Raw genomic sequence first — 19,832 nt, forward strand, 5'->3', positions numbered from 1 at the left:
CGTGAGCGCGCCCGGCGGAGCCGTCACTTCACGGCACGCGGGAGCCGCACGCTCAGCACCGCGGCCGCCGCCACCGCGACCAGTTGGGCCAGCAGCGCCCAGACCAGGGCGTCACGGAAGCCCACCGACGTGGACAGCGTCAAGAAGAGCGTGCCCAGAGTCGCGACTCCCAGCGCCAGGCTCGACTGCTGGGTGGTCGCCATCGCACCGCTGCCCACCCCCGCCTGCGCCGCGGGCACCTCGCTGAGCACGATGCGGAAGACGACCGGCAGCACCAGTCCCTGGCCGAAGCCGAGCACCGCCATGCTCGGGGCGAGGAGCAGGATCCCGACGTGCGGCCAGCCCCAGAGGAAGGTCGCCGCCAAAGCCACCAGGCCGGCCGCCTGGATCAGCGAGCCCGCGGTGACGGTACGGCGGCCGAAGCGGGCCACCATCCGCGGGCCGAGCAGCGAGGCCACGAAGAAGGCGGCACACAGCGGTGCCAGCGCGGCGCCGGCGGCGAGCGCACCGAGGTGCAGCCCGTCCTGCATGGCGACCGCGAGCACGAACATGAAGCCGCCGAAGCCCAGGCAGAACGGCACGATCAGCAGCAGCCCGCTGCGTACGCTGTGGATGCGGAGCAGCGACGGCGGCAGCAGCGGATTCCCGCCGGTGCGCTCACCGTGCCGTTCGACGGCGACGAAGGCCGCGGCGGCGAACGGGGACGCCGCGAGCAGCACCCACGACCACACCGGCCAGCCGGCCGCCCGGCCCTCGGTGAGCGGCAGCAGCAGGGCGATCAGCGTCAGTGCCAGCAGCACCGTGCCGGCCCGGTCGATCCGCGCCGGGTTCGCCGAGCGGGTCTCCGGTACCGAGGTGAGCGCGAGCACCAGGGCGAGCGCCGCCACCGGCACGTTCACCAGGAAGATCGCCCGCCAGCCGCTGCCCGCGATGTCCGCGGAGACCAGCACACCGCCGAGCACCTGCCCGACGACGCTGGCGATGCCTGCGGTGGCGCCGTAGTAGCTGAGCGCCTTGCCGCGGCTGCTGCCGGAGGTCGCGGCCTGGATGGTGGCCAGTGCCTGCGGGAGCAGCAGCGCGGAGGCCGCGCCCTGGGCGACCCTGGCCGCGACCAGGGTCCAGGCGGTGGGTGCGACGCCGCAGGCCAGGGAGGTCGCGGCGAAGAGGCCGAGCCCCCACAGGAAGAGGTTGCGGCGGCCGAACATGTCGCCGAGGCGGCCACCGAGCACCAGCAGGACGGCGTACGCGACGCCGTAGCCCGCGACGACCATCTCCAAGACCGCGGGACCGGCGTCCAGGTCGCGGTCGATGGTGGGCAGGGCCACGTTGACGATGAAGAAGTCCACCATCGGAAGTGCCGCCCCGAGCAGCACGGTCAGCAGGCCGAGCGTGGTGAGCGCCGGTGCGGCGGCCGGGGTCGACGAAGGGGAGGGGGACGGGGACGGGGAGTGGGACGGGGACTTCGACGGAGCGGAGCGGGACGGGGAAGGTGCCGTGATGCGGGTGACGCGGGGCAGCACCTGCGCCCGGGAAGGAAGGGTCTGGTCCATTCGGTCGTTCACGTGTACACACTGGACCTCTCCCCAAGGGGGTACCAGAGAGCGTTTATCCAGGTATACCGAGCACCTGGCAACCGTTTGCCGGATCCGGCATGCTGGGAGCATGACCGCTCCCAGCGAATCCCCCGCGGCCGGCGCCGAGTCCACCGCGAGCCGCCGGCGGGAGCTGGCGTCCTTCCTGCGCAGCCGCCGCGAGCGCATCCCGCCCGAGCAGGTCGGCCTCGCGCCCGGCCGCAGGCGCCGCACCCCGGGGCTGCGCCGCGAGGAGGTCGCGCAACTCGCCGCGGTCGGTGTGACCTGGTACACCTGGCTCGAACAGGCCAGGGACATCCAGGTGTCGGGCCAGGTGGCCGACGCCATCGCCCGCGCGCTGCTGCTCGACCAGACCGAGCGCCGCCACCTCTTCACCCTGGCCGGCACCGCCGACCCGCATCCGCATCTGGACTGCCCCGGCATGTCCCCGGCGATCCGCGGCATGATCGACCAACTGGAGCCGCTGCCCGCCGCGGTCTTCAACAGCCGCTACGACATCATCGCGTACAACCGCACCTATGGTCGGCTGGTCTGCGACCTGGACGCCATGCCGGTCGAGGACCGCAATGTGATGTGGCTGGCCTTCACCGACCCGCGGTGGCGGGAGCGGATGCTCGACCGGGAGGAGAACACCCGGATGATGGCGGCGAAGTTCCGCACCTCGATGGCCAAGCACCTCGCGGAGCCCGCGTGGAAGGAACTGCTCAAGCGGCTCCAGCAGAATTCGCCGGAATTCCGCCAGGCCTGGGAGCGGCACGAGGTGCTCCAGCCCGGCGGCCACGTGAAGCGCTACCTCAACCCCGAAGTGGGCCTGCTCGCCTTCGACTTCACGCACCTGTGGCTCGGCCCGCAGGACGGGCCGCGGCTGACCACCTACTCGCCGGTGGACGAGGTGACGAGGGAGCGGCTGGAACGGCTGCACCGGATCGTGCTGGCGGAGCAGCAGGCGGTCGCGGCCTGATGTCCGAGCCACGGCCTAAAATGCTCGGATGACATCCTCCCGCTCCAGGGGCTCAGGTCTGCGCGAGCTGACCCGCAAGACCGTACGTGCCCAGATCGCCGAGCAGGCGATCGCACTGTTCATCACCCAGGGCTTCGAGGAGACCACGGTCGAGCAGATCGCGACCGAGGTCGGCATGTCCGCGCGCAGCGTCTTCCGTTACTTCGACACCAAGGAGGACATGGTCGTCGGGAGCATGCAGGAGTCGGGGGCCAGGCTCGCGCGCATGGTGGCGGACCGCCCGGCGGAGGAGGACCCGTGGCAGGCGCTGCGGGGCGCGCTCGGCGTGGTGCTGGGCGCGATCGCCGAGGACCGGGACGGCGCGCTGGCCCGGGCGCGGATGTTCGCCAGCACACCGTCGCTGCGGGCGGCAAGGCAGCAGAAGCACGCCCAGTGGCGGGAGTTGCTGGTGCCCTGCATCCTGCCCAGGCTCGACGGGCCGGAGGAGACGCGTGGACTGCGTGCGGCGGCCATCACCACGGCGGTCCTCGGCTGCGTCGACGTGTCCATCACCGAGTGGTCGGAGGCGGGCGGCACGGGCAGCATCGAAGAGCTGCTGGACATCGCGATCGCGGCGGTGCGGGGCTGACAGGGCGGCCCTGACCGGCAGTTCCGGCCCGCGTGGCCGCCCCTGGCCGGCGGGCCCTCTCAGTCCTCGGGGAGCGCGGCCAGCGCCGTGGTGATCCGGTCGAGCGCCGCCAGGTCCGCCGCGGACAGCTCCAGCAGCGCGGGCGGCGGGGTGCCGAGGATCGCATTCGCCCGGGCGGCGGTCGCCAGGCCCGCGGCGGTGGCCGACACGATCTTGCAGCGCCGGTCCGTGGGGTGCTGGTTGCGCTCCACCAGGCCGCGCTTCTCCAGGTCGTCCACCAGTAGCGTCAGATACGGCCGGTCGGAGGACAGTTCGGTGGCCAGCTCGCTCATCCTGGAGGGCCGCGCGGCGATCCTGCGCAGCGCCTTGACCCGGAAGAAGCTCATGCCGAGGGCTTCCGCGACCTCCTTGCGGCGCTCGTTGCGCTCGAGGACGAGGGCGCGCAGATTGCGCCACACCCGCTCGGCCGCCTCCTGCGGCGGAGCGGGGGTTTCGGCCTCCTCGCCGCCGCCGCTACCGCCGGCCGTGCCGTCGCCGTACGCCGTGCCGTCGTCGTACGGCGTGCTTGTGTCGTACGCCGTGCCCGAGCCGTGGTCGATGTCCCGGTCCGTGCCCGTGTCCGTGCCGTACGCCGAGCGCGTGCCGTGCCCGGTTCGGGCCGTCTTCTGCCGTGCCGTCGTCACACCTTCACCGCCGTCCGGTTGTCCTCCGCCTCGGGAGTCAGCAGCAGTCCCGCCGTACGCGCCGCGGTGGCCTTGGCCCACCGGCCGGTAGTGAGAGTACCGAGCACGAGCACCGAGGCACCACAGCCCGCGATGATCCACCAGGCCCCGTCGTGCAGGCCCGCCGCCAGGGCCGCGCCCAGCACCGCCACGCCCAGCGACTGGCCCACCTGGCGGCTGGTCGAGGCGACGGCCGCCGCCACCCCGGCCTGCGCGCGCGGCATGCCGGACACGGCGGTGTTGGTGATCGGCGCGTTGACCAGGCCGAAGCCGATGCCGAAGAGCACGTAGGAGGTGAAGAGCAGCACATCGGACGACTGGGCGTCCAGCGCCGCGAAGAGCACGCCGCTTGCCGTCATCGCCGTGCCCGCGAGCACCAGCGGGATCCGCGGCCCGCGGGTGCCGACGAGGCGCCCGGAGATCGGCGCGAAGACCAGCGCCATCGCGGCCATCGGCAGCATGTACAGGCCCGCGTCGAGCGCCGAGAGGCCGCGCTCGTTCTGCAGGTAGAGCGTGTTGAGGAAGAGGAAGCCGCCGAGTGCGGCGAAGCCGCTGACCGCGATGACGGTCGCGCCGCTGAAGGGGGCGCTGCGGAAGAAGCGGGTGTCGATCAGCGGGTCCACCCGCCGGTTCTCGTACGCCACGAGAGCCGCCGCGGCCAGCGCGGCCACCACGAAGCAGCCGACGATCGGCAGCGAGGTCCAGCCCGCGTCCGCGCCCTCGATGATGCCGTAGGTCAGGCTGCCGAGCAGCGCGATGACCAGGACCTGGCCGACCGGGTCCACCCGGCGGGCCCGAGGGGCGCGCGACTCGGGGATGAAGCGGGCGGTCAGGGCGAGCGCGGCCAGCCCGATCGGCAGGTTGATCCAGAAGATCGACCGCCAGCCCACCGACTCCACCAGGGCGCCGCCCACGATCGGCCCGGCCGCCATGCTGATCCCGACGACCCCGCCCCACACCCCGATCGCCCGCGCGCGCTCACGCGGTTCGGAGAAGGTGTTGGTGATGATCGACATCGCCACCGGGTTGAGCATGGAACCGCCGACCGCCTGCACCATCCGGAAGACGATCAGCCATCCCAGGCTGGGCGCCAGGCTGCACAGCAGGGATCCCGCGGTGAAGAGCACCAGGCCGGTCTGGAAGACCCGCTTGCGGCCGATCCGGTCGGCCGTCGACCCGGACAGCAGCAGCAGCGACGCGATGACCAGCAGATACGCGTCGATCGTCCACTGGAGTCCGGAGACCGAGGCGTGGAAGTCCTGCTGCAGGGACGGCAGCGCGACATTCAGGATCGTGTTGTCCAGGCTGACGATCAGCAGGCTCATACAGCAGATCGCCAGGATGAGGGTGCGGCGCCGCGCGGTCGGGTCCGACATCGATGGTGCATCCAATGATTGTGCGAGTAGAACGATTATTACTCTACAACGATCGTCACGCTACGACTGCTCGCGTGCGGCGGGCTTTCCGGTGCGGCGGCGCGTCGAGCACGCACCCGCGCCGGGTGCGCGACGGGCCCGTACCGGGTGCGCGACGGGCCCGTACCGGGCGTGCGACGGGCCCGTACCGGGCGTGCGACGGGCCCGCGCAGGACCCGCCCCCGGCCCGCGCCACGGTCCGCGCCCTGCCCGAAGCCCCCGGCCCGCGCCCGGCCCGCACCCGGCCAGCGGGCTTCGGCCAGGGCCTCAGGGCACGGGCTTTTCGTGGCCGCCGCGGGCGTACGGGACAATGGACGGCATGACCGCTGACGCCACCCTGGCCCCGCCCGTGCCCGGCGCCCTCCGGATCGGCCCGCACACCGCGTGGCCGCCGGTCGTCCTCGCGCCGATGGCCGGTATCACCAACGCCCCCTTCCGCACGCTGTGCCGGGAGTTCAGCGGTGGCAAGGGGCTGTTCGTCAGCGAGATGATCACCACTCGCGCGCTGGTCGAGCGCAACGAGAAGACCATGCAGCTCATCCACTTCGACGCCGCCGAGACCCCGCGGTCCATCCAGCTCTACGGCGTCGACCCGGTGATCGTCGGCAAGGCCGTGCGGATGATCGTCGACGAGGACCTGGCCGACCACATCGACCTCAACTTCGGCTGCCCGGTGCCCAAGGTCACCCGCAAGGGTGGCGGCTCCGCGCTGCCGTACAAGCGCAACCTGCTGCGGTCGATCCTGCGCGAGGCGGTCGGCAACGCGGGGGACCTGCCGGTCACCATCAAGATGCGCAAGGGCATCGACGACGACCACCTGACGTATCTGGACGCGGGCCGGATCGCCGTGGAGGAGGGCGTGACCGCGGTCGCGCTGCACGGCCGTACCGCCGCCCAGCACTACGGCGGGACCGCCGACTGGGACGCCATCGCCCGGCTCAAGGAGCACGTCCAGGAGATCCCGGTGCTCGGCAACGGCGACATCTGGTGCGCGGAGGACGCGCTGCGGATGATGCGGGCCACCGGCTGCGACGGTGTCGTCGTCGGGCGCGGCTGCCTCGGGCGGCCCTGGCTGTTCGGTGACCTGGTGGCCGCCTTCGAGGCCCCGCAGGCCGCCCCGGCCGCGCCCGACTTCGGCCGGGTCGCCGCCGTCATGCGCAGGCACGCGGAACTGCTCGGGCTCTGGCTCGGCGACGAGACCCGCGGTGTCGTCGACTTCCGCAAGCACGTGCCCTGGTACACGAAGGGCTTCGCGGTCGGGTCCGACCTGCGCCGGGCCCTGGCCACGGCGTCCTCGCTGGCCGAGCTGGACGAGCACCTCGGCGCTCTCGACCACTCCCAGCCGTGGCCGGCGCACGCGGACGGCCCTCGGGGCCGGACGGCCGCCGGCAAGCGGGTGGTCCTGCCGGACGGCTGGCTGAACGACCCGTACGACTGCGCCGCACCCTCGGACGACGCGGAGTCCGACACCTCCGGCGGCTGACCGTCCGTCGCACCGGCCGCGGGGGACCGGCCGCGGGCGTATCCGGGAGTACGTCCGGAGGGTGAGACCAGGGGCGTGATTCACGCCACGTCTGATGCCCTCTCTGCTCAGATGAGCGCGCATTCGAGCGGTGTACCTCTCGAATGCGGAAGAGGGGGCGGCGCCTGCCGATCGTCCACAGGGTCACGTCAGTCGTCACTCTCCGTCGATGCCGGAAGCGCCGAAGCTCGCGGAGCGGCAAGTTGACTTCGATTCGTGAACGAAAGGTGAAGTCCCGACGGCGACCCGAATACTTTCGATTGGTCGGCAGACGAGCGGTTAAAGCCGTGTGTCGTGCCGATGGACGCACTGCGGAGCCTTGGAGATGGGTACGCTCCCCGCCGTCAGGGCAACCCGGTCGCGAGGAGTCGAGGCCCAGTGTCGGCACGGCAGAAGCAGCAGAAATTCGTCTACGACTTCACTGAGGGCAACAAAGACCTCAAGGATCTGCTCGGCGGGAAGGGTGCGAACCTCGCCGAGATGACCAACCTCGGGCTTCCGGTCCCTCCCGGATTCACCATCACCACCGAGGCGTGCAGGGAGTATCTGGAGTCCGGCGCGGAGCCCGCCGCGCTGTGCGACGAGGTGAGTGCGCACCTCGACGCGCTGGAGCAGCGGATGGGCAAGCGGCTCGGGCAGGCCGACGACCCGCTGCTGGTGTCCGTGCGGTCCGGTGCGAAGTTCTCGATGCCGGGGATGATGGACACCGTCCTCAACATCGGCCTGTCCGACGCCTCGGTGGCAGGCCTCGCGGCCCAGGCCGACAACGAGCGGTTCGCCTGGGACTCCTACCGCCGCCTCGTGCAGATGTTCGGCAAGACCGTGATGGGCGTCGACGGCGACCTCTTCGAGGAGGCGCTCGAAACGGCCAAACAGGCCAGGGGCGCCGACAGCGACCTCGGCCTCGACGCGGCCGACCTGCGGCAACTGGTCGAGGACTTCAAGCGGATCGTCGTCAAGGAGACCGGCAGGGAATTCCCCCAGGAGCCCCGCGAGCAGATGGACCTCGCGGTCCGCGCGGTGTTCGACTCCTGGAACACCGACCGGGCCAAGCTCTACCGCCGCCAGGAGCGCATCCCCGGCGACCTGGGCACCGCCGTCACCGTCTGCTCGATGGTCTTCGGCAACCTCGGCCCCGACTCGGGCACCGGCGTCGCCTTCACCCGCGACCCGGCCAGCGGTGCGCAGGGCACCTACGGCGACTACCTGCAGAACGCGCAGGGCGAGGACGTCGTCGCCGGCATCCGCAACACGGTGCCGCTCGCCGACCTCGAAGGCATCGACAGGACCTCGTACGACCAGCTGATGACGATCATGCAGACGCTGGAGACGCACTACCGGGACCTGTGCGACATCGAGTTCACCATCGAGCGCGGCCACCTGTGGATGCTCCAGACCCGGGTCGGCAAGCGGACCGCGGCGGCGGCCTTCCGCATCGCGACGCAGCTGGTCGACCAAGGCCTGATCACCGAGGCCGAGGCGCTACAGCGGGTCAATGGCGCGCAGCTCAGCCAGCTGATGTTCCCGCGGTTCGACGACACGGTCGCCGACAGCGGATCGGTCAAGCGGATCGGCTGGGGCATCGCCGCCTCGCCCGGCGCCGCGGTCGGCAAGGCGGTCTTCGACTCGTACACCGCGGTGAAGTGGTCGCGCTCGGGAGAGCAGGTCATCCTGATCCGCCGGGAGACCAACCCCGACGACCTCAACGGCATGATCGCCGCGGAGGGCATCCTCACCTCGCGCGGCGGCAAGACCTCGCACGCGGCCGTCGTCGCCCGCGGCATGGGCAAGACCTGTGTATGCGGGGCGGAGGAGCTGGAGGTCGACACCAAGCGGCGCAGGCTCACCGCACCCGGTGGCGTGGTCATAGAGGAGGGCGACCTCATCTCGATCGACGGCTCCACCGGCAAGGTGTACCTCGGCGAGGTGCCGGTCGTACCGTCGCCGGTCGTCGAGTACTTCGAGGGCCGGATGCACGCGGGCGCCGACGAGGCGGACGGCCTGGTGCAGGCCGTGCACCGGGTGATGGCCTACGCCGACCGGGTCCGCCGGCTGCGGGTGCGGGCCAACGCCGACAACGCCGAGGACGCCGCGCGCGCCCGCCGCTTCGGCGCCCAGGGCATCGGCCTGTGCCGCACCGAGCACATGTTCCTCGGCGAGCGCCGCGAGATGGTCGAGCGGCTGGTCCTGGCCGACACCGACGCCGAGCGCGAGGACGCCCTCGGCGCCCTGCTGCCGCTGCAGAAGGCCGACTTCATCGAGCTGTTCGAGGCGATGGACGGACTCCCGGTGACCGTGAGGCTGCTGGACCCGCCGCTGCACGAATTCCTGCCGGACATCACCGAGTTGTCGGTACGGGTCGCGCTCGCCGAGTCCCGCGAGGACGCCAACGAGAACGACCTGCGGCTGCTCCAGGCGGTCCACAAGCTGCACGAGCAGAATCCGATGCTCGGCCTGCGCGGGGTACGCCTCGGCCTGGTCATCCCCGGCCTCTTCGCCATGCAGGTACGTGCCATCGCCGAGGCCGCCGCCCACCGCAAGGCGGCCAAGGGCGACCCGCGGGCCGAGATCATGATCCCGCTGGTGGGCACCGTCCAGGAGCTGGAGATCGTCCGCGACGAGGCCGACCGGGTCGTCGCCGAGGTCGAGGCCGCGACCGGCACCCGGCTCAGGCTGGCCATCGGCACGATGATCGAACTGCCGCGTGCCGCACTGACCGCGGGCCAGATCGCCGAGGCCGCAGAATTCTTCTCCTTCGGCACCAACGACCTCACCCAGACCGTCTGGGGCTTCTCCCGCGACGACGTCGAGGCATCCTTCTTCACCGCCTACCTGGAGAAGGGCATCTTCGGCGTGTCCCCCTTCGAGACCATCGACAGGGACGGCGTCGGCGCGCTGGTCCGCAGCGCCGTGGAGGCCGGCCGCGCCACCCGCCCCGACCTCAAGCTCGGCATCTGCGGCGAGCACGGCGGCGACCCGGAGTCCGTCCACTTCTTCCACGACGTCGGCCTCGACTACGTCTCCTGCTCCCCCTTCCGTATCCCCGTGGCCCGCCTGGAGGCAGGCCGCGCGGCCGCCCGACCCCACTGACCCCCTGACCGGGCCGGCCCCGGTCCACCGCCGGCGGCCCCTTGCCCTGGGAGCCGAACCCTCACCGACCGGTGGACCAGCCCCGGCCCTTCCCCGCCGGGGGCGGCGCTTCGTGCGGAAGCGCCGCCCCCGGCATCTTCATCCGCGCTCGGGAGGACCCGGGCACGCAAGGCCCCGGTCGCGGCGACGGGGACGCGGGCGACCGGGGCCGTATGGGGGTCAGAGCATCGGGACGGCCAGAAGCCGGGAACGCAGGGGCTCTCCGGTGAGCGTGTCCGCGAACTGCCAGGTGTAGGCGAGGACCTCTTCGGCCTGGAGAGCGGAGACCTGGGCGTCCGTGCGGAAGAGGAACCGGAAGTCGAAGTGCTGATGGTCCGGTTCGCCCTTGGCGGGGTTGGCCGGGATCGGGTGCACGTCGATGTGCAGGGGGATCGGGCTGACCGGGGTCACCAGGCCCGGGTCGATGCCGGTCTCCTCGGCCAGCTCACGCAGGGCCGCGAGCATGAGCGTCTCGTCCTCGTCCTCCAGATGCCCGCCCGGGAAGAGCCACTTCCCGAGGGCCTTGTGCTCCACGAGCAGGATGCGGCCGTCAGGGCGCAGCAGCAGTGCCCCGGCGGTGACGTGTCCCCGGTACTCACCCCGCCCGACGATGTGGCCGCCCACCTCGTCGAGTACCGGGAGCAGGACGGACAGGGAGTCCTTGTCCTCCGGCCGCTGGTCCAGGTACGCGGTCAGAGTGTCGCGGATGTGCTGCTCGGTGATGGTCACAGGTCCCCTTTAGCGGTTGAAGTACGTCAGCCAGGTATCGGCGATGACAGCCCGGTCGGCGGCGGACACCTCGTGCATACCGTGATCCAGGTTTCCGCGTGTGAGCATGCGGATGGCGGCGAGGATCTCGGCCTGCACGAGGAAGATGAACGGCCCCACGCTGGCGCCGTGCAGGAAGTTGACGGCGTTGCCGCCGTTCAGCAGATAGAAGTAGTGGCCCGTGGTCTGGTAGCGCATGATGTGCGCGCCGTCCGCGTTGCGCTGGTAGACCGCCGGGAGAGCGGCCAGATCGAGTTCGTCCTCGCTGCTGGTCACCGTGGCGACGTACGCCCCGTTGCGGAGCGTCGAGAAGTCCTCGGCACGCAGGGAGAGCGCCCCGGTGGCGCACAGGACCAGGCCCGCGTTGCGCAGTGCCCTGTCCCGGTCGCGGGCGACGGTGAAGCCCTGGGAGAGGGCCTGGGTGCGCCTGATGGGGTCGATGTCGTACACGGTGACCTGCACACCCTTGGCGTGCAGGAGGCGGGCGATGCTTGAGCCGAGCTTTCCGAAGCCGATGACGAGGGCGGGCCGGCCATGCAGGATGTCGCCCCGCCCGCGCATGAGCGCCTCCGTGGAAAAGACCACGGACTGGCCGACGAGAAAGTCCTCGGGGTCCTTCAGCGGAGACCTGGCCACCGAGATCACGGGGCAGGGGAGCTTCTCCAGCTCGGCGTACCGCTTGTGGCCGTTCTCGGTGTCCTCGATCACCCCGAGGATCGTCCCGGAGAAGCGGTCCTGGAGGGCGGTGAGAGTAGGGGCGAAGTAGCCGCCGACGTCGAGCAGGACCAGGCGCTCGCCAGCGGCGCGGTTCTCGAAGTACTCGACGGTCTTGTCGGCGTCGCCGAACAGCTCCCGGCTGAGGTCGTCGCACTGGGCGATGGTCTCCACCTCGCGCTTGGCGGCCGGGGCGATGGACTTCGGCTTGGGGAGCACGGCCTTCAGCGTGGACGCGGCGTTGACCGCGCGGACGAAGCTCGGGCGCTCGGGGAGCAGGTGGGTGACCAGGACGGACGCGGGCAGGTCATCGGGGCGGAAGTGCGATGTGATCTTGCTGAAGTAGGTGTCTAAGCGGGCGACCTCGAACGACTCCACGATTCACCTCTCGGGTTACTAGAACTGGCGGTCTTCGCGAGGGACGGTGACGGTGAGCTGCTCGTCCGAGTCGGCGGTCCACTCCTCCGTGCTCCTGTAGAGCGGGCGGAGCACGAACAGGCCCTGCCGGATGTCGGTCACGATGCCGTCGCGCTCGGCCACCTCATCGCGGACCTGGTCACCGAGCCACGCCTTGCCGTCGCGGGTCATATGGCGGGCTCCTCGGTCAGGACGGCCCAGACCCGCTTGCCGAACGGCAGCAGGTCGGTGCCCCAGCGGTCGGTCAGCAGCTCGATGAGGAACAGGCCGCGTCCGCGCTCGGCGTACTCGTCGGGGTCGCGGTGCTGAGGGCGGATCTTGGAGCGATCCACGACATCGATGCGTACGCGGCCCTCCGCTGGCCGGCTGACGGACACCCGGATCAGGCGGCCCTTGGTGTGGTGGGCGGCGTTGGCCACCAGCTCGGTGACGACCAAGGCGCCGTCGTCCTCCAGGCTCTTCAGGCCCCAGGTGGATAAGGCGGTCCGGACGAGCTGGCGGGCGGGTTCGGCACTCTCCGCCGCGCAAGGCATGGTCTCGGAGTATTTGGGGTGTCCCGTAGGGCTTACGACGCTGATCACAGGCATCAAGACCTCGGTCGGTTGGCGCGGTCGGCGGCCGGAGAAGCCGGTCCATTGGGCCGTCCCGGAGACGGCATCCGTTGCTGAGTGAACGACGACCGTGCCCTGCGCAGGAGGAAAAATTGCTCCACCGTGCAGTCGCGGCAACCGGAAATTTCCGGTCGATCCCTCCTACTGAGGCGCACGGGATGGCTACTTTTGGTCAGTGGAGGCGAACGAAGACCTCATCAGCGCCTTGACCGAGGCGGGGTTCACACAGGCCGAGTTGGCCGACGTCGTGAACGAGTACTTACGGGACCACGGACACGAAGGAACCGTCAGCGACCGGACAGTCCGGCACTGGCTGACTGGGAAAACTCGCTGGCCGCACCCTCGGCAGCGGGAAGCGCTGGAGGCAGTATTCGGCAGTACCGCCGAGGACTTGGGCTTCATCCGACCGGCGGGACGAAGCAGCCCGACCAGTGAACCGGAGCAACCCTTGAGGCGCCGCAACTTCCTGATCGCCACCACCGGTACGGCAGCGACCGTCGTTTCCCCTCTGTCGGCGCGGCCGTCAACGGTCGGCATCTCCGACGTCATCCGCCTGAGAAGCGGCCTCGATGCGCTGATGTTCATCGACGACACCAGGGGCGGCCACGAAACGCTGGAGCGAGCCGCGCTCTCCGGGGCGACCGAAGCCCTCGACATGCAGCACCAAGCCGCCTCCCAGCGGATCCGCCAGCGGCTGTTCTCCGTCGCCGCCGACTACACGGCCACCGCAGCCTGGTCGGCTCTGGATGCCCGGCACTCCGACCGAGCGGAGCAGCACCTCCACCAGGCGCTGTACCTGGCGGGGATGGCCCAGGATCCGGTCGTCGAGCTGCGGGTGTGGAACTCGTACGCGATGCTCGCCCACCAGCGGCAGCACTTCACCCAGGCCGTGGACTCGGCTCAGGCAGCACAGGCCACCGCCATCACCCGCCGCGATCCCCTGTTCGCCTCCCTGGCGCACGCGCGCACTGCCGTGGGGCATTCGAACCTCGGCGACCGGCAGGCCGCCCTGCGGTCCCTGGGGTATGCCGCCGAGGCCCTGGAGAAGGCGGAACCCCAGCAGCCGCGCCCGAGTTGGATCGCCTTCTACGGGCCGGCTGAGCTGAACGCCATCACGGCCATCGTCCGGGACCGCATCGGCGATGCGGCGGAAGCCGAGGCCGCCTCGCACCAGGCGCTGTCCACGATCCCCCAGCAGTTCCGCCGCAATCGCGCGCTGGCCACCACCCGGCTCGCTCTCGCCCAGCTCCACCAGCGCGACATCGAACAGGCGTGCGCCACGGCTGCCACCGTCTTTCCGATGATGTCCAGCAACCCGATCCCCGGCAGAATGCGCTCCCTACTCGGCGACTACTACCGTGACCTGATCACCCTGGCGCCGAAGGCCCCGGTCACGCGAGAGTGGGGAGACCGCTACCGTCTCGAATGGAGCCGTGCATGACGACCGCCGCTGCTCTCGACCTTCGTCACTACACCCACGATGACCTGGCGCAGATTCGACAGACGATCCTCGACATCCACGCGGACGCCTACGCGGACAACATGACGGAGTTCGACGAGCGGTTCCCGTGGTTCGTGGACCACTGGGGCGGCAACCCCGGCTACGCCTGCGTGATCGCATACGACGGGGACGAAGCGGTCGGCTTCGCGTACGGCGCCCCGGCGACCCCCGAGCGCGAGTGGTGGCGCGAGCACCTCGACCCCGCCCCGGAAAAGCACAGGACGTTCTCCTACTCCGAACTGGCCGTCCGCCGGAACTGGCGGAAGAAGGGAGTCGCGTCTTGCCTCTCCCGAGCCCTGATGGATGGCCGGGGCGAGGATCTCGCGGTGCTCTTGGTGGACGTCGAGCACCCCAAGGTGCAGGCCCTGTACGAGACCTGGAGCTTCCGCAAGGTCGGCGAGCGTCAGCCCTTCCCCGACTCCCCGGTGTACGCGGTGATGGTGGCGAATCTTCCGCTGGCGTGAGCCCAGTCTTAGAGTGAGTGGCCCAAATATGCCTGTATGACCAGGAGGTCTGTATGGCTGATCAACCGCTCAAGGCGCACTTCTCGGAGACCGTCGAGATCCCTGACGGTCGGAAGGTGCGCGTCATGGCGTACCCCGACGGCAGCATCCGCTTCCGTGTCGACGGTCTGCCCTACGTGCTGACCGAGGCGTACCTCAGCGGCAACCCCGAGAAGAACCAGGCGATCATCAAGTTGTCGCCCGGCAAGCAGGGGTCCAGCGCGTCGTACAACTACGTCGAGTGGCTGGAAAGCAAGGCCCGGGACTAGGCCGTGTTTTAGATCTGGCTGTCCTGCCTGGTGGGCCGTCCGGGGAAGTCGCGGGCGGCCATCCAGACCGTGAGGTCGAGGGCGATCCGGTCGATGCTGGTCTCGGTGGAGACGTCGTGTTCGCGGCGGGTGGTGTCGCGGCGGACGATCTCGTAGCCGCCTTCGTCGAGGACGGCGACGGAGGTGAACCAGGCCGGGTCGTCCTCGTCGGGCTGGATGACGACGAAGGTGTTGTCCGAGTCGTTGAGGTCGTCGATGAGCATGAACAGCACGTCCTCGGACGGGTCGTCGACGTGGTCGCCGCTCTCGCTCTCGGCCCGGTAGTACGTAGCCCCCATCGGCTCTGGCTCCCCTCACCCCGCTGACCTGATCGCGGTCAGGATGACATGCGGGACCGACTCGTCCGTCAGGTCACAGCCATTCGTTGATCGCGGCGATCAGGACGGTCGCTTCGAAACGGACCGCGAGTTTGTCGAAACGGGTGGCCACCGCCCGGTTCCGCTCAGCCGGTTGATGCCGCACTCGACCGCGTGCCGCGCCTTGTAGTCGTCGCGGTCGAACGCCGGAGGCCGCCCGCCAGCCCGTCCCCGGCGCTTGCGGTGCCCGGCCTGATCAGCAGGTTCGGGGATCGTGCAGCGGATCCCGCGCCGGCGCAGGTAGGCACGGTTCGCCCGCGACGAGTACGCCTTGTCGCCTCGCACCCGCAAGGGCCGGACCCGCGGCCGACCCATCCCGGAACGGGGAACCCTGATGGCTTCCAGCACGGCGGTGAACTGCGGACTGTCACCCCGCTGGCCTGCGGTGACCAGCACGGACAACGGTTTCTGCCCCTGCTCGCAGGCCAGGTGGATCTTCGTGGTCCAGCCACCGCGGGACCGGCCCAGGCCGTGATCGTCGGGTTCGGCCCGGTGGCCGCCCGGGGGTTCCTTCTGAGCTCGGCCGTCGCGCCGGGCGCCGGCCGCGTGCTGATGTGCCCGGCAGATCGTGGAGTCCACGTTCACGTCCCACGTGATCAGGCCGGCGGCGTCCGCACGGGTCTGCAATCCGGTCAGGACAGCTGCCCAAACCCCACCGCGCTGCCAGCGACGGAAGAGTCCGTAGACCGTCTGCCACGGACCGTACTCGGGAGGCAGATCCCGCCACGGAGCACCCGTCCGCACCCGCCAACGGATCCCGTCGATCAACCGCCTCCGTCCCGGCGACGGCCTGCCCATAACCGCGACCGGCAACAACGGCCACAGCACTGCCCACTGATCACCTGAAAGATCTCCCCGCCCCACACAGCGATCATCGCGGTGCAGAGCAGGTAACGAAGCCATCTTTCAAAACACGGCCTAGCTTGATCTTTAACCTCGTGGTCCGAACGAGGTGTCGTACTTGATCACTCGGACCGGGATCTGCGGTACGTGGGGGCGGCCTTCGGCTGAGCATGTGATCCGACCAAGGAACACACAAGCTCAGCACGAAGGCCGTGGGGATGAGTCTGTCGCATGTTGCTGTCCGGGCGGATTCGTTCGCGGAACTGTCACGCTTCCGGGGTGAGTTCTACTCCTGCCTGACCAGGCGTGCGGATGCGCTGTTCGAACTCACGGATGCGGTGTTGTGCGCCGACGGCCCGATCCGCTCGCTCGTGGAGCTCTCGCTGGTGGGTGAACATCGCCGTGGGCACGGCGGGCTCTACGACGCTCTGGCCGCGGGCAGGGTCGATGTGGCCCGGCTGCGGTGGGCGCTGGCGGCTGTGCCGCTGCCGCGGGCGGCCGACGGCCGGCTGGTCCTGGCCGCCGACATCACCTGCTGGCTACGGCCGGACGCTCACACCTCTCCGCAGCGGATCTTGTGCCACACCTACGGGCGGGGCAAGGACCAGCACATTCCCGTTCCCGGCTGGCCCTACTACCACTGGAGCCGGCTGCGGTCAGTGCCCTGGTGGCCGAGTTCTCCGATCGGTACAGAGCGGCGGTGCTGCTCGCCGCTGCTTCCGGGCTACGGCAGGGCGAGGTGCTCGGCATCGAGGTTGGACACATCGACTTCCTGCGGCGCACGGTGCGCGTCGCCCAGCAGCTCGTCGGCCCTGACAGGGGTATATAGGTGTGCCGAAGACGCACGAGTCCTACCGGATGGTGCCGCTCGCGAAGTCGGCCATGGACGCCCTCGCCGCGCACCTCGCGCAGTTTTCCGCTCGCGGGCTACGGGTGGAGGACCGGACGGATCCGCAGAAGCCGACGTGGCGTACGGCCCGGCTGGTGTTCCTCTCGGAGCGCTCGGACACGATACTACGGGGGTCGTGGACAAAGGTCTGGGCGCGTGCGGTCAAGCGTGCGAATACCGCCCTGGAGGCCTCCGGCACCGTCGTGCGAGTACCGGAGGCCGCCACGATGCACGACCTCCGGCACTTCTACGCCTCGCTGCTGATCAAGGACGGTCAGAGTCCGAAGACTGTCCAGAAGCGCCTGGGGCACTCCAAGCCGTCGATCACCCTCGACACCTACACCCACCTGTGGCCCAAGGAGGAGGACGAGACGGCATCCGTCGTCGAGTCGGTCCTCGGCAGTGTGCCCCAGTTGTGCCCCGTGGCAGCCGTCCGCTGACATACTTCCTGGTCAGAGCCGAGGGGCGGCGCTTCGTGCGGAAGCGCCGCCCCCGGCACTTTCGTCTGCACAGCTGCCCCGGCATGGCATCTGACCTGCGAAAAGAGTCTGCCCGCGGCCCGTCTTCCAGGCCGCGAAGTCATCGTCCTCATCGGGGCGCCGTACACGTTCCGGATCTCCACGTGGACGGCCGACGACCGGCACCCGGCGAGTCAGGTGCTGCCGGGTCCCGCTAAGCGGCGAAGACGGTGATGATGACGGAAGACGCCAGGCACGCGATGGCGGCGATCTCCAGGCCGAAGGCGATCAGCACGACGCGCCCTTTGCGGGCTGTGGCCTCGTCCAGACTCGTGAGCACTTGGAGTCGGATCGCCGCAACAGCCTTGCGGGCCTCGACGTCAGGGGCGTCCCAGAACGCGTCGGACACCTGCTCGCTGAGGCTTTGAGGGTTCATGTGGAAAATCCTGCGGGGCACATTGGAAAGAACGCCCGCTACGGCTGCCGCCAGGAAGAAGATCCCGGATATGGCGACAAGGATCTTCGTCGACAGGCCCGGGTCGCTCGACGACTTGTACAAGGTCGAGGCGAAGGCGAACTGAAGCGTCACGAGAACACCTGAGGACGTGACGACGGTGATGCCACGGTTCTCCAGGGAAGATCGCCTGGCCCGTACCGTTTCGAGCTGATCAGTGATGAAGTCGCTGATCACTTCACCGGCAGCCGTCACAGTGACCTCAGGAGATTCCTGATGACGTGCCAGGCCGTCTGTACGAGTTCGGCAATCGAATCCCACACGGGGCGCCCGGTGATCGGCGGATACGGCCGTCGACGGGGAGTCGTCGGGGGGTCGGGCTCGCCAGGTTCGGGCATGCGATGGCTCTCAGGCTTCGGCTCGGGCAGGACCTCGGGTCGGTCAGTTTGCCCGGACCGGAAGGTAGATCACAACTCGTGACGACATGGCCCATGAAGTGTGCTTCGCCCTGAGCGCGGGTGGTCGGCTCGGCCTGGCCGACGTGAGGGGCTGAAGTTCCGGCGTGTCGCCTTTCTGCTTCGCCGGCCTGTTCGCGCTGACTGATCCGAGTCACCCGGACGCAGACCGGCACCGACCACTGCTCCGCCCAGTCCTGCCAGGCCGCCGGTCCACCCCGCTGCCACCGTCGCGTCCATGAGGTCGATGCTGCCGGATCCGCTGGACGACCGTCATCACGAACGGGTGGGTTCCTGGTCTCGTGAGAGGTGCCTGCGCAGGAGCGGGCCCGGCTCAGGAAGGGGGTCTGCCCGCATGAAGGCCGACAGTGCTTGGATCGCCTCGAGAGTCCCGGCAAGGCACCTGTGGATGTGCGAGATGTGCTCCCGGTCCGTCATCTGCCGTGCCTCCTCCCGTCCGATCACCAGGGTCTCGGTGATCAGCCCGGCAGCGTCCGCGATCCGGGACTGCACCTGTGCCGCGTGCGGCATCAACATGACCGCCAACTCTGCGTCGTCGATGAAGGCCCGCGCGATGACGCGCCAGGGTTGGCGTTCCTCAGGGACGGGCCTCGATGCGCAGTCGTTCAAGTGCCTGCGGAGGGCGTACAGCGCCGACAGCGCCTTTTCGCCGGCGGCTCTGCCGCGCTCCTCCAAGAGGGCGGCTCGTGCTGCCGCCTGTTGTTCGCGGGTCACCCTTGCCTGGTGCCGTTGCTGGAGCCAGCCACCCAACAGGGCACCTCCAGCGCCGACGACCGCTCCACCGAAACCGATCAGCCCCGCCAAGGTCTCTGTCTGCACGGCGTCATTTTGCCGAAAGGGCGGGGGAGGGGCTCTGCACGCCGGCCCGGTGGGCGCCGGCGGCGACGCCCTGGGGCACTTTCACGTCCGTGCGCTACGGCCCCGGCAGCGGGGTGTCAGACGACCTTCGGGACGCGGAGCGCGTCCCAGGTCTCCTTGCCGGGGGGCCAGGTCAGGGCGGAGCCGGTCCAGCCCTTGTGGTGGTCGGTGTTGTATTTGCGCTGCCAGGCGTTGTAGGAGGCGATGTCCCCGCTGCCGATGACGTCGGCGTGGGCGTGGGACCGGTAGTGGTCGCAGCCGACGGCGACCAGTCGCTTGTGCATCGCGGCCACGATGGGCGACCTGCGGCCCTCGGTGAACCACGAGGCGCCGGGGAAGGGCTGGTGTGCGTGCCCGGCGGGGGTGTTGGGGGACTTGGTGCCCTTCGGCGGGGCGGGGACGGTGGTCTTCGAGCCGGGTGTCTTCCCGGGGTGCTCGGCGAGCAGGGCCTTCACGTCCTTGCGGAAGCGGACGATGTCGAACGACGGGTCGCTTTTCCAGTCGCTCCACTCGCCGTGCGCGATGACGGACTTCTCGCTCCACCCGTGGTGGCGGCAGATGGCCGCCGCCCACCTCACCGCCGCGTCGTACTGCACCGCCGGATACGGGTCCTTCCGGTCCCCGAAGTTGGAGATCTCCAGGCCGTAGAAGTGCGCATTCCCGTCGGTCGCGCCGGGGGAGCCCTC

21 protein-coding genes and 2 pseudogenes are annotated in these 19,832 nt (G+C 69.9%); 10 read left to right on the forward strand and 13 right to left on the reverse strand.

All coding sequences use genetic code 11. The features are described from left to right. Nucleotides 1-23 precede the first annotated feature (23 nt). On the reverse strand, nt 24-1,550 hold the full coding sequence (locus ACGFMP_RS06955) for an MFS transporter (protein WP_393671358.1): 1,527 nt from the start codon (nt 1,548-1,550) through the stop codon (nt 24-26). A 112-nt stretch (nt 1,551-1,662) separates the two neighbouring features. On the opposite strand from ACGFMP_RS06955, the gene ACGFMP_RS06960 reads away from it, so the two are divergent. Both ACGFMP_RS06960 and ACGFMP_RS06965 read left to right on the forward strand, forming a co-directional pair. Beyond that, on the forward strand, nt 1,663-2,553 hold the full coding sequence (locus ACGFMP_RS06960) for a helix-turn-helix transcriptional regulator (RefSeq protein ID WP_393670785.1): 891 nt from the start codon (nt 1,663-1,665) through the stop codon (nt 2,551-2,553). A 28-nt stretch (nt 2,554-2,581) separates the two neighbouring features. Further along, on the forward strand, nt 2,582-3,181 hold the full coding sequence (locus ACGFMP_RS06965; RefSeq protein WP_393670786.1) for a TetR/AcrR family transcriptional regulator: 600 nt from the start codon (nt 2,582-2,584) through the stop codon (nt 3,179-3,181). Between the two features lie 59 nt (nt 3,182-3,240). Here the strand turns inward: ACGFMP_RS06965 and ACGFMP_RS06970 are convergent, their stop codons facing one another. Together ACGFMP_RS06970 and ACGFMP_RS06975 are read right to left on the reverse strand one after the other, a co-directional pair. Further along, nucleotides 3,241-3,864 (reverse strand): MarR family winged helix-turn-helix transcriptional regulator, encoded by a 624-nt coding sequence (locus ACGFMP_RS06970; protein WP_393670787.1) that lies wholly within the window; start codon nt 3,862-3,864, stop codon nt 3,241-3,243. Continuing rightward, nucleotides 3,861-5,279, reverse strand: coding sequence for an MFS transporter (locus tag ACGFMP_RS06975; RefSeq protein WP_393670789.1), 1,419 nt, complete (start codon nt 5,277-5,279; stop codon nt 3,861-3,863). The genes ACGFMP_RS06970 and ACGFMP_RS06975 overlap by 4 nt, the downstream gene beginning before the upstream one ends. A gap of 358 nt (nt 5,280-5,637) precedes the next feature. Here ACGFMP_RS06975 and dusB point away from each other — a divergent pair, with 358 nt between their 5' ends. Both dusB and ppdK read left to right on the forward strand, forming a co-directional pair. Next, entirely contained in the window at nt 5,638-6,801 is a 1,164-nt protein-coding gene (gene dusB, locus ACGFMP_RS06980) for a tRNA dihydrouridine synthase DusB (protein ID WP_393670791.1), read from the forward strand. A 417-nt stretch (nt 6,802-7,218) separates the two neighbouring features. Then, entirely contained in the window at nt 7,219-9,930 is a 2,712-nt protein-coding gene (ppdK, locus tag ACGFMP_RS06985; protein WP_393670793.1) for a pyruvate, phosphate dikinase, read from the forward strand. Nucleotides 9,931-10,149: 219 nt separating this feature from the next. On the opposite strand, the gene ACGFMP_RS06990 is transcribed toward ppdK, so the two are convergent. From ACGFMP_RS06990 to ACGFMP_RS07005, 4 genes are read right to left on the reverse strand one after another with little or no spacing between them, the layout of a single operon-like run. After that, nucleotides 10,150-10,698: an NUDIX hydrolase gene (locus tag ACGFMP_RS06990; protein WP_393670795.1), complete on the reverse strand. Its 549-nt coding sequence runs from the start codon at nt 10,696-10,698 to the stop codon at nt 10,150-10,152. A 9-nt stretch (nt 10,699-10,707) separates the two neighbouring features. Next, on the reverse strand, nt 10,708-11,829 hold the full coding sequence (locus ACGFMP_RS06995) for an adenosylhomocysteinase (protein ID WP_393670796.1): 1,122 nt from the start codon (nt 11,827-11,829) through the stop codon (nt 10,708-10,710). A gap of 18 nt (nt 11,830-11,847) precedes the next feature. Continuing rightward, entirely contained in the window at nt 11,848-12,039 is a 192-nt protein-coding gene (locus ACGFMP_RS07000) for a hypothetical protein (RefSeq protein ID WP_393670798.1), read from the reverse strand. Beyond that, nucleotides 12,036-12,401 (reverse strand): ATP-binding protein, encoded by a 366-nt coding sequence (locus tag ACGFMP_RS07005; RefSeq protein ID WP_393670800.1) that lies wholly within the window; start codon nt 12,399-12,401, stop codon nt 12,036-12,038. Before ACGFMP_RS07005 ends, ACGFMP_RS07000 begins: the two co-directional genes overlap by 4 nt. A gap of 253 nt (nt 12,402-12,654) precedes the next feature. Here ACGFMP_RS07005 and ACGFMP_RS07010 point away from each other — a divergent pair, with 253 nt between their 5' ends. From ACGFMP_RS07010 to ACGFMP_RS07020, 3 genes are read left to right on the forward strand one after another with little or no spacing between them, the layout of a single operon-like run. Next, on the forward strand, nt 12,655-13,920 hold the full coding sequence (locus ACGFMP_RS07010; protein ID WP_393670801.1) for an XRE family transcriptional regulator: 1,266 nt from the start codon (nt 12,655-12,657) through the stop codon (nt 13,918-13,920). Continuing rightward, nucleotides 13,917-14,444: a GNAT family N-acetyltransferase gene (locus ACGFMP_RS07015; protein ID WP_393670802.1), complete on the forward strand. Its 528-nt coding sequence runs from the start codon at nt 13,917-13,919 to the stop codon at nt 14,442-14,444. The genes ACGFMP_RS07010 and ACGFMP_RS07015 overlap by 4 nt, the downstream gene beginning before the upstream one ends. Nucleotides 14,445-14,497: 53 nt before the next feature. After that, a complete protein-coding gene (locus tag ACGFMP_RS07020; protein WP_393670804.1) occupies nt 14,498-14,752 on the forward strand; it encodes a hypothetical protein in 255 nt (84 codons plus the stop codon). Nucleotides 14,753-14,760: 8 nt separating this feature from the next. Here ACGFMP_RS07020 and ACGFMP_RS07025 read toward each other — a convergent pair whose 3' ends face one another. Both ACGFMP_RS07025 and ACGFMP_RS07030 read right to left on the reverse strand, forming a co-directional pair. Next, nucleotides 14,761-15,090, reverse strand: coding sequence for a hypothetical protein (locus ACGFMP_RS07025; protein WP_393670805.1), 330 nt, complete (start codon nt 15,088-15,090; stop codon nt 14,761-14,763). A gap of 73 nt (nt 15,091-15,163) precedes the next feature. Further along, nucleotides 15,164-16,032 (reverse strand): IS5 family transposase gene (locus ACGFMP_RS07030; RefSeq protein ID WP_393670806.1). Its coding sequence is split into 2 segments (ribosomal slippage): nt 15,164-15,249 and nt 15,249-16,032, totalling 870 coding nucleotides; the frame shifts between segments, so codons are not numbered across the junction. Between the two features lie 197 nt (nt 16,033-16,229). Between ACGFMP_RS07030 and ACGFMP_RS07035 the strand changes: the two are divergent. The 3 genes and pseudogenes from ACGFMP_RS07035 to ACGFMP_RS07045 form a co-directional block, all read left to right on the forward strand. Next, a pseudogene (locus ACGFMP_RS07035) lies at nt 16,230-16,652 on the forward strand (transposase); the annotation flags it as partial. A 26-nt stretch (nt 16,653-16,678) separates the two neighbouring features. Further along, the gene (locus tag ACGFMP_RS07040) at nt 16,679-16,840 is read left to right on the forward strand and encodes a hypothetical protein (protein WP_393670808.1); all 162 of its coding nucleotides are present in this window, start codon (nt 16,679-16,681) and stop codon (nt 16,838-16,840) included. Nucleotides 16,841-16,842: 2 nt separating this feature from the next. Continuing rightward, a complete protein-coding gene (locus ACGFMP_RS07045) occupies nt 16,843-17,340 on the forward strand; it encodes a tyrosine-type recombinase/integrase (RefSeq protein ID WP_393670809.1) in 498 nt (165 codons plus the stop codon). Nucleotides 17,341-17,572: 232 nt separating this feature from the next. On the opposite strand, the gene ACGFMP_RS07050 is transcribed toward ACGFMP_RS07045, so the two are convergent. From ACGFMP_RS07050 to ACGFMP_RS07065, 4 genes and pseudogenes are all read right to left on the reverse strand, one after another. Beyond that, on the reverse strand, nt 17,573-18,067 hold the full coding sequence (locus tag ACGFMP_RS07050; protein WP_393670811.1) for a hypothetical protein: 495 nt from the start codon (nt 18,065-18,067) through the stop codon (nt 17,573-17,575). Nucleotides 18,068-18,543: 476 nt separating this feature from the next. Next, complete coding sequence (locus ACGFMP_RS07055) at nt 18,544-19,107, reverse strand: hypothetical protein (protein WP_393670813.1); 564 nt, start codon at nt 19,105-19,107, stop codon at nt 18,544-18,546. A 116-nt stretch (nt 19,108-19,223) separates the two neighbouring features. Beyond that, the gene (locus tag ACGFMP_RS07060) at nt 19,224-19,601 is read right to left on the reverse strand and encodes a peptidoglycan-binding protein (RefSeq protein ID WP_393671360.1); all 378 of its coding nucleotides are present in this window, start codon (nt 19,599-19,601) and stop codon (nt 19,224-19,226) included. A gap of 42 nt (nt 19,602-19,643) precedes the next feature. Continuing rightward, nucleotides 19,644-19,814 (reverse strand): annotated as a pseudogene (locus ACGFMP_RS07065) (N-acetylmuramoyl-L-alanine amidase); the annotation flags it as partial. Nucleotides 19,815-19,832: the final 18 nt, after the last annotated feature.

Source organism: Streptomyces sp. NPDC049040 (assembly GCF_043197715.1).
In the GTDB taxonomy this organism is placed as follows: Bacteria; Actinomycetota; Actinomycetes; order Streptomycetales; family Streptomycetaceae; genus Actinacidiphila.

Bases quoted from the DNA above. Each gene is read 5' to 3' on its own strand.
- ACGFMP_RS06955 (WP_393671358.1), bottom strand. From the start codon at position 1,550: ATGGACCAGACCCTTCCTTCCCGGGCGCAGGTGCTGCCCCGCGTCACC.
- ACGFMP_RS06960 (WP_393670785.1), top strand. From the start codon at position 1,663: ATGACCGCTCCCAGCGAATCCCCCGCGGCCGGCGCCGAGTCCACCGCG.
- ACGFMP_RS06965 (WP_393670786.1), top strand. From the start codon at position 2,582: ATGACATCCTCCCGCTCCAGGGGCTCAGGTCTGCGCGAGCTGACCCGC.
- ACGFMP_RS06975 (WP_393670789.1), bottom strand. From the start codon at position 5,279: ATGTCGGACCCGACCGCGCGGCGCCGCACCCTCATCCTGGCGATCTGC.
- dusB (WP_393670791.1), top strand. From the start codon at position 5,638: ATGACCGCTGACGCCACCCTGGCCCCGCCCGTGCCCGGCGCCCTCCGG.
- ACGFMP_RS07000 (WP_393670798.1), bottom strand. From the start codon at position 12,039: ATGACCCGCGACGGCAAGGCGTGGCTCGGTGACCAGGTCCGCGATGAG.
- ACGFMP_RS07005 (WP_393670800.1), bottom strand. From the start codon at position 12,401: ATGCCTTGCGCGGCGGAGAGTGCCGAACCCGCCCGCCAGCTCGTCCGG.
- ACGFMP_RS07015 (WP_393670802.1), top strand. From the start codon at position 13,917: ATGACGACCGCCGCTGCTCTCGACCTTCGTCACTACACCCACGATGAC.
- ACGFMP_RS07020 (WP_393670804.1), top strand. From the start codon at position 14,498: ATGGCTGATCAACCGCTCAAGGCGCACTTCTCGGAGACCGTCGAGATC.
- ACGFMP_RS07025 (WP_393670805.1), bottom strand. From the start codon at position 15,090: ATGGGGGCTACGTACTACCGGGCCGAGAGCGAGAGCGGCGACCACGTC.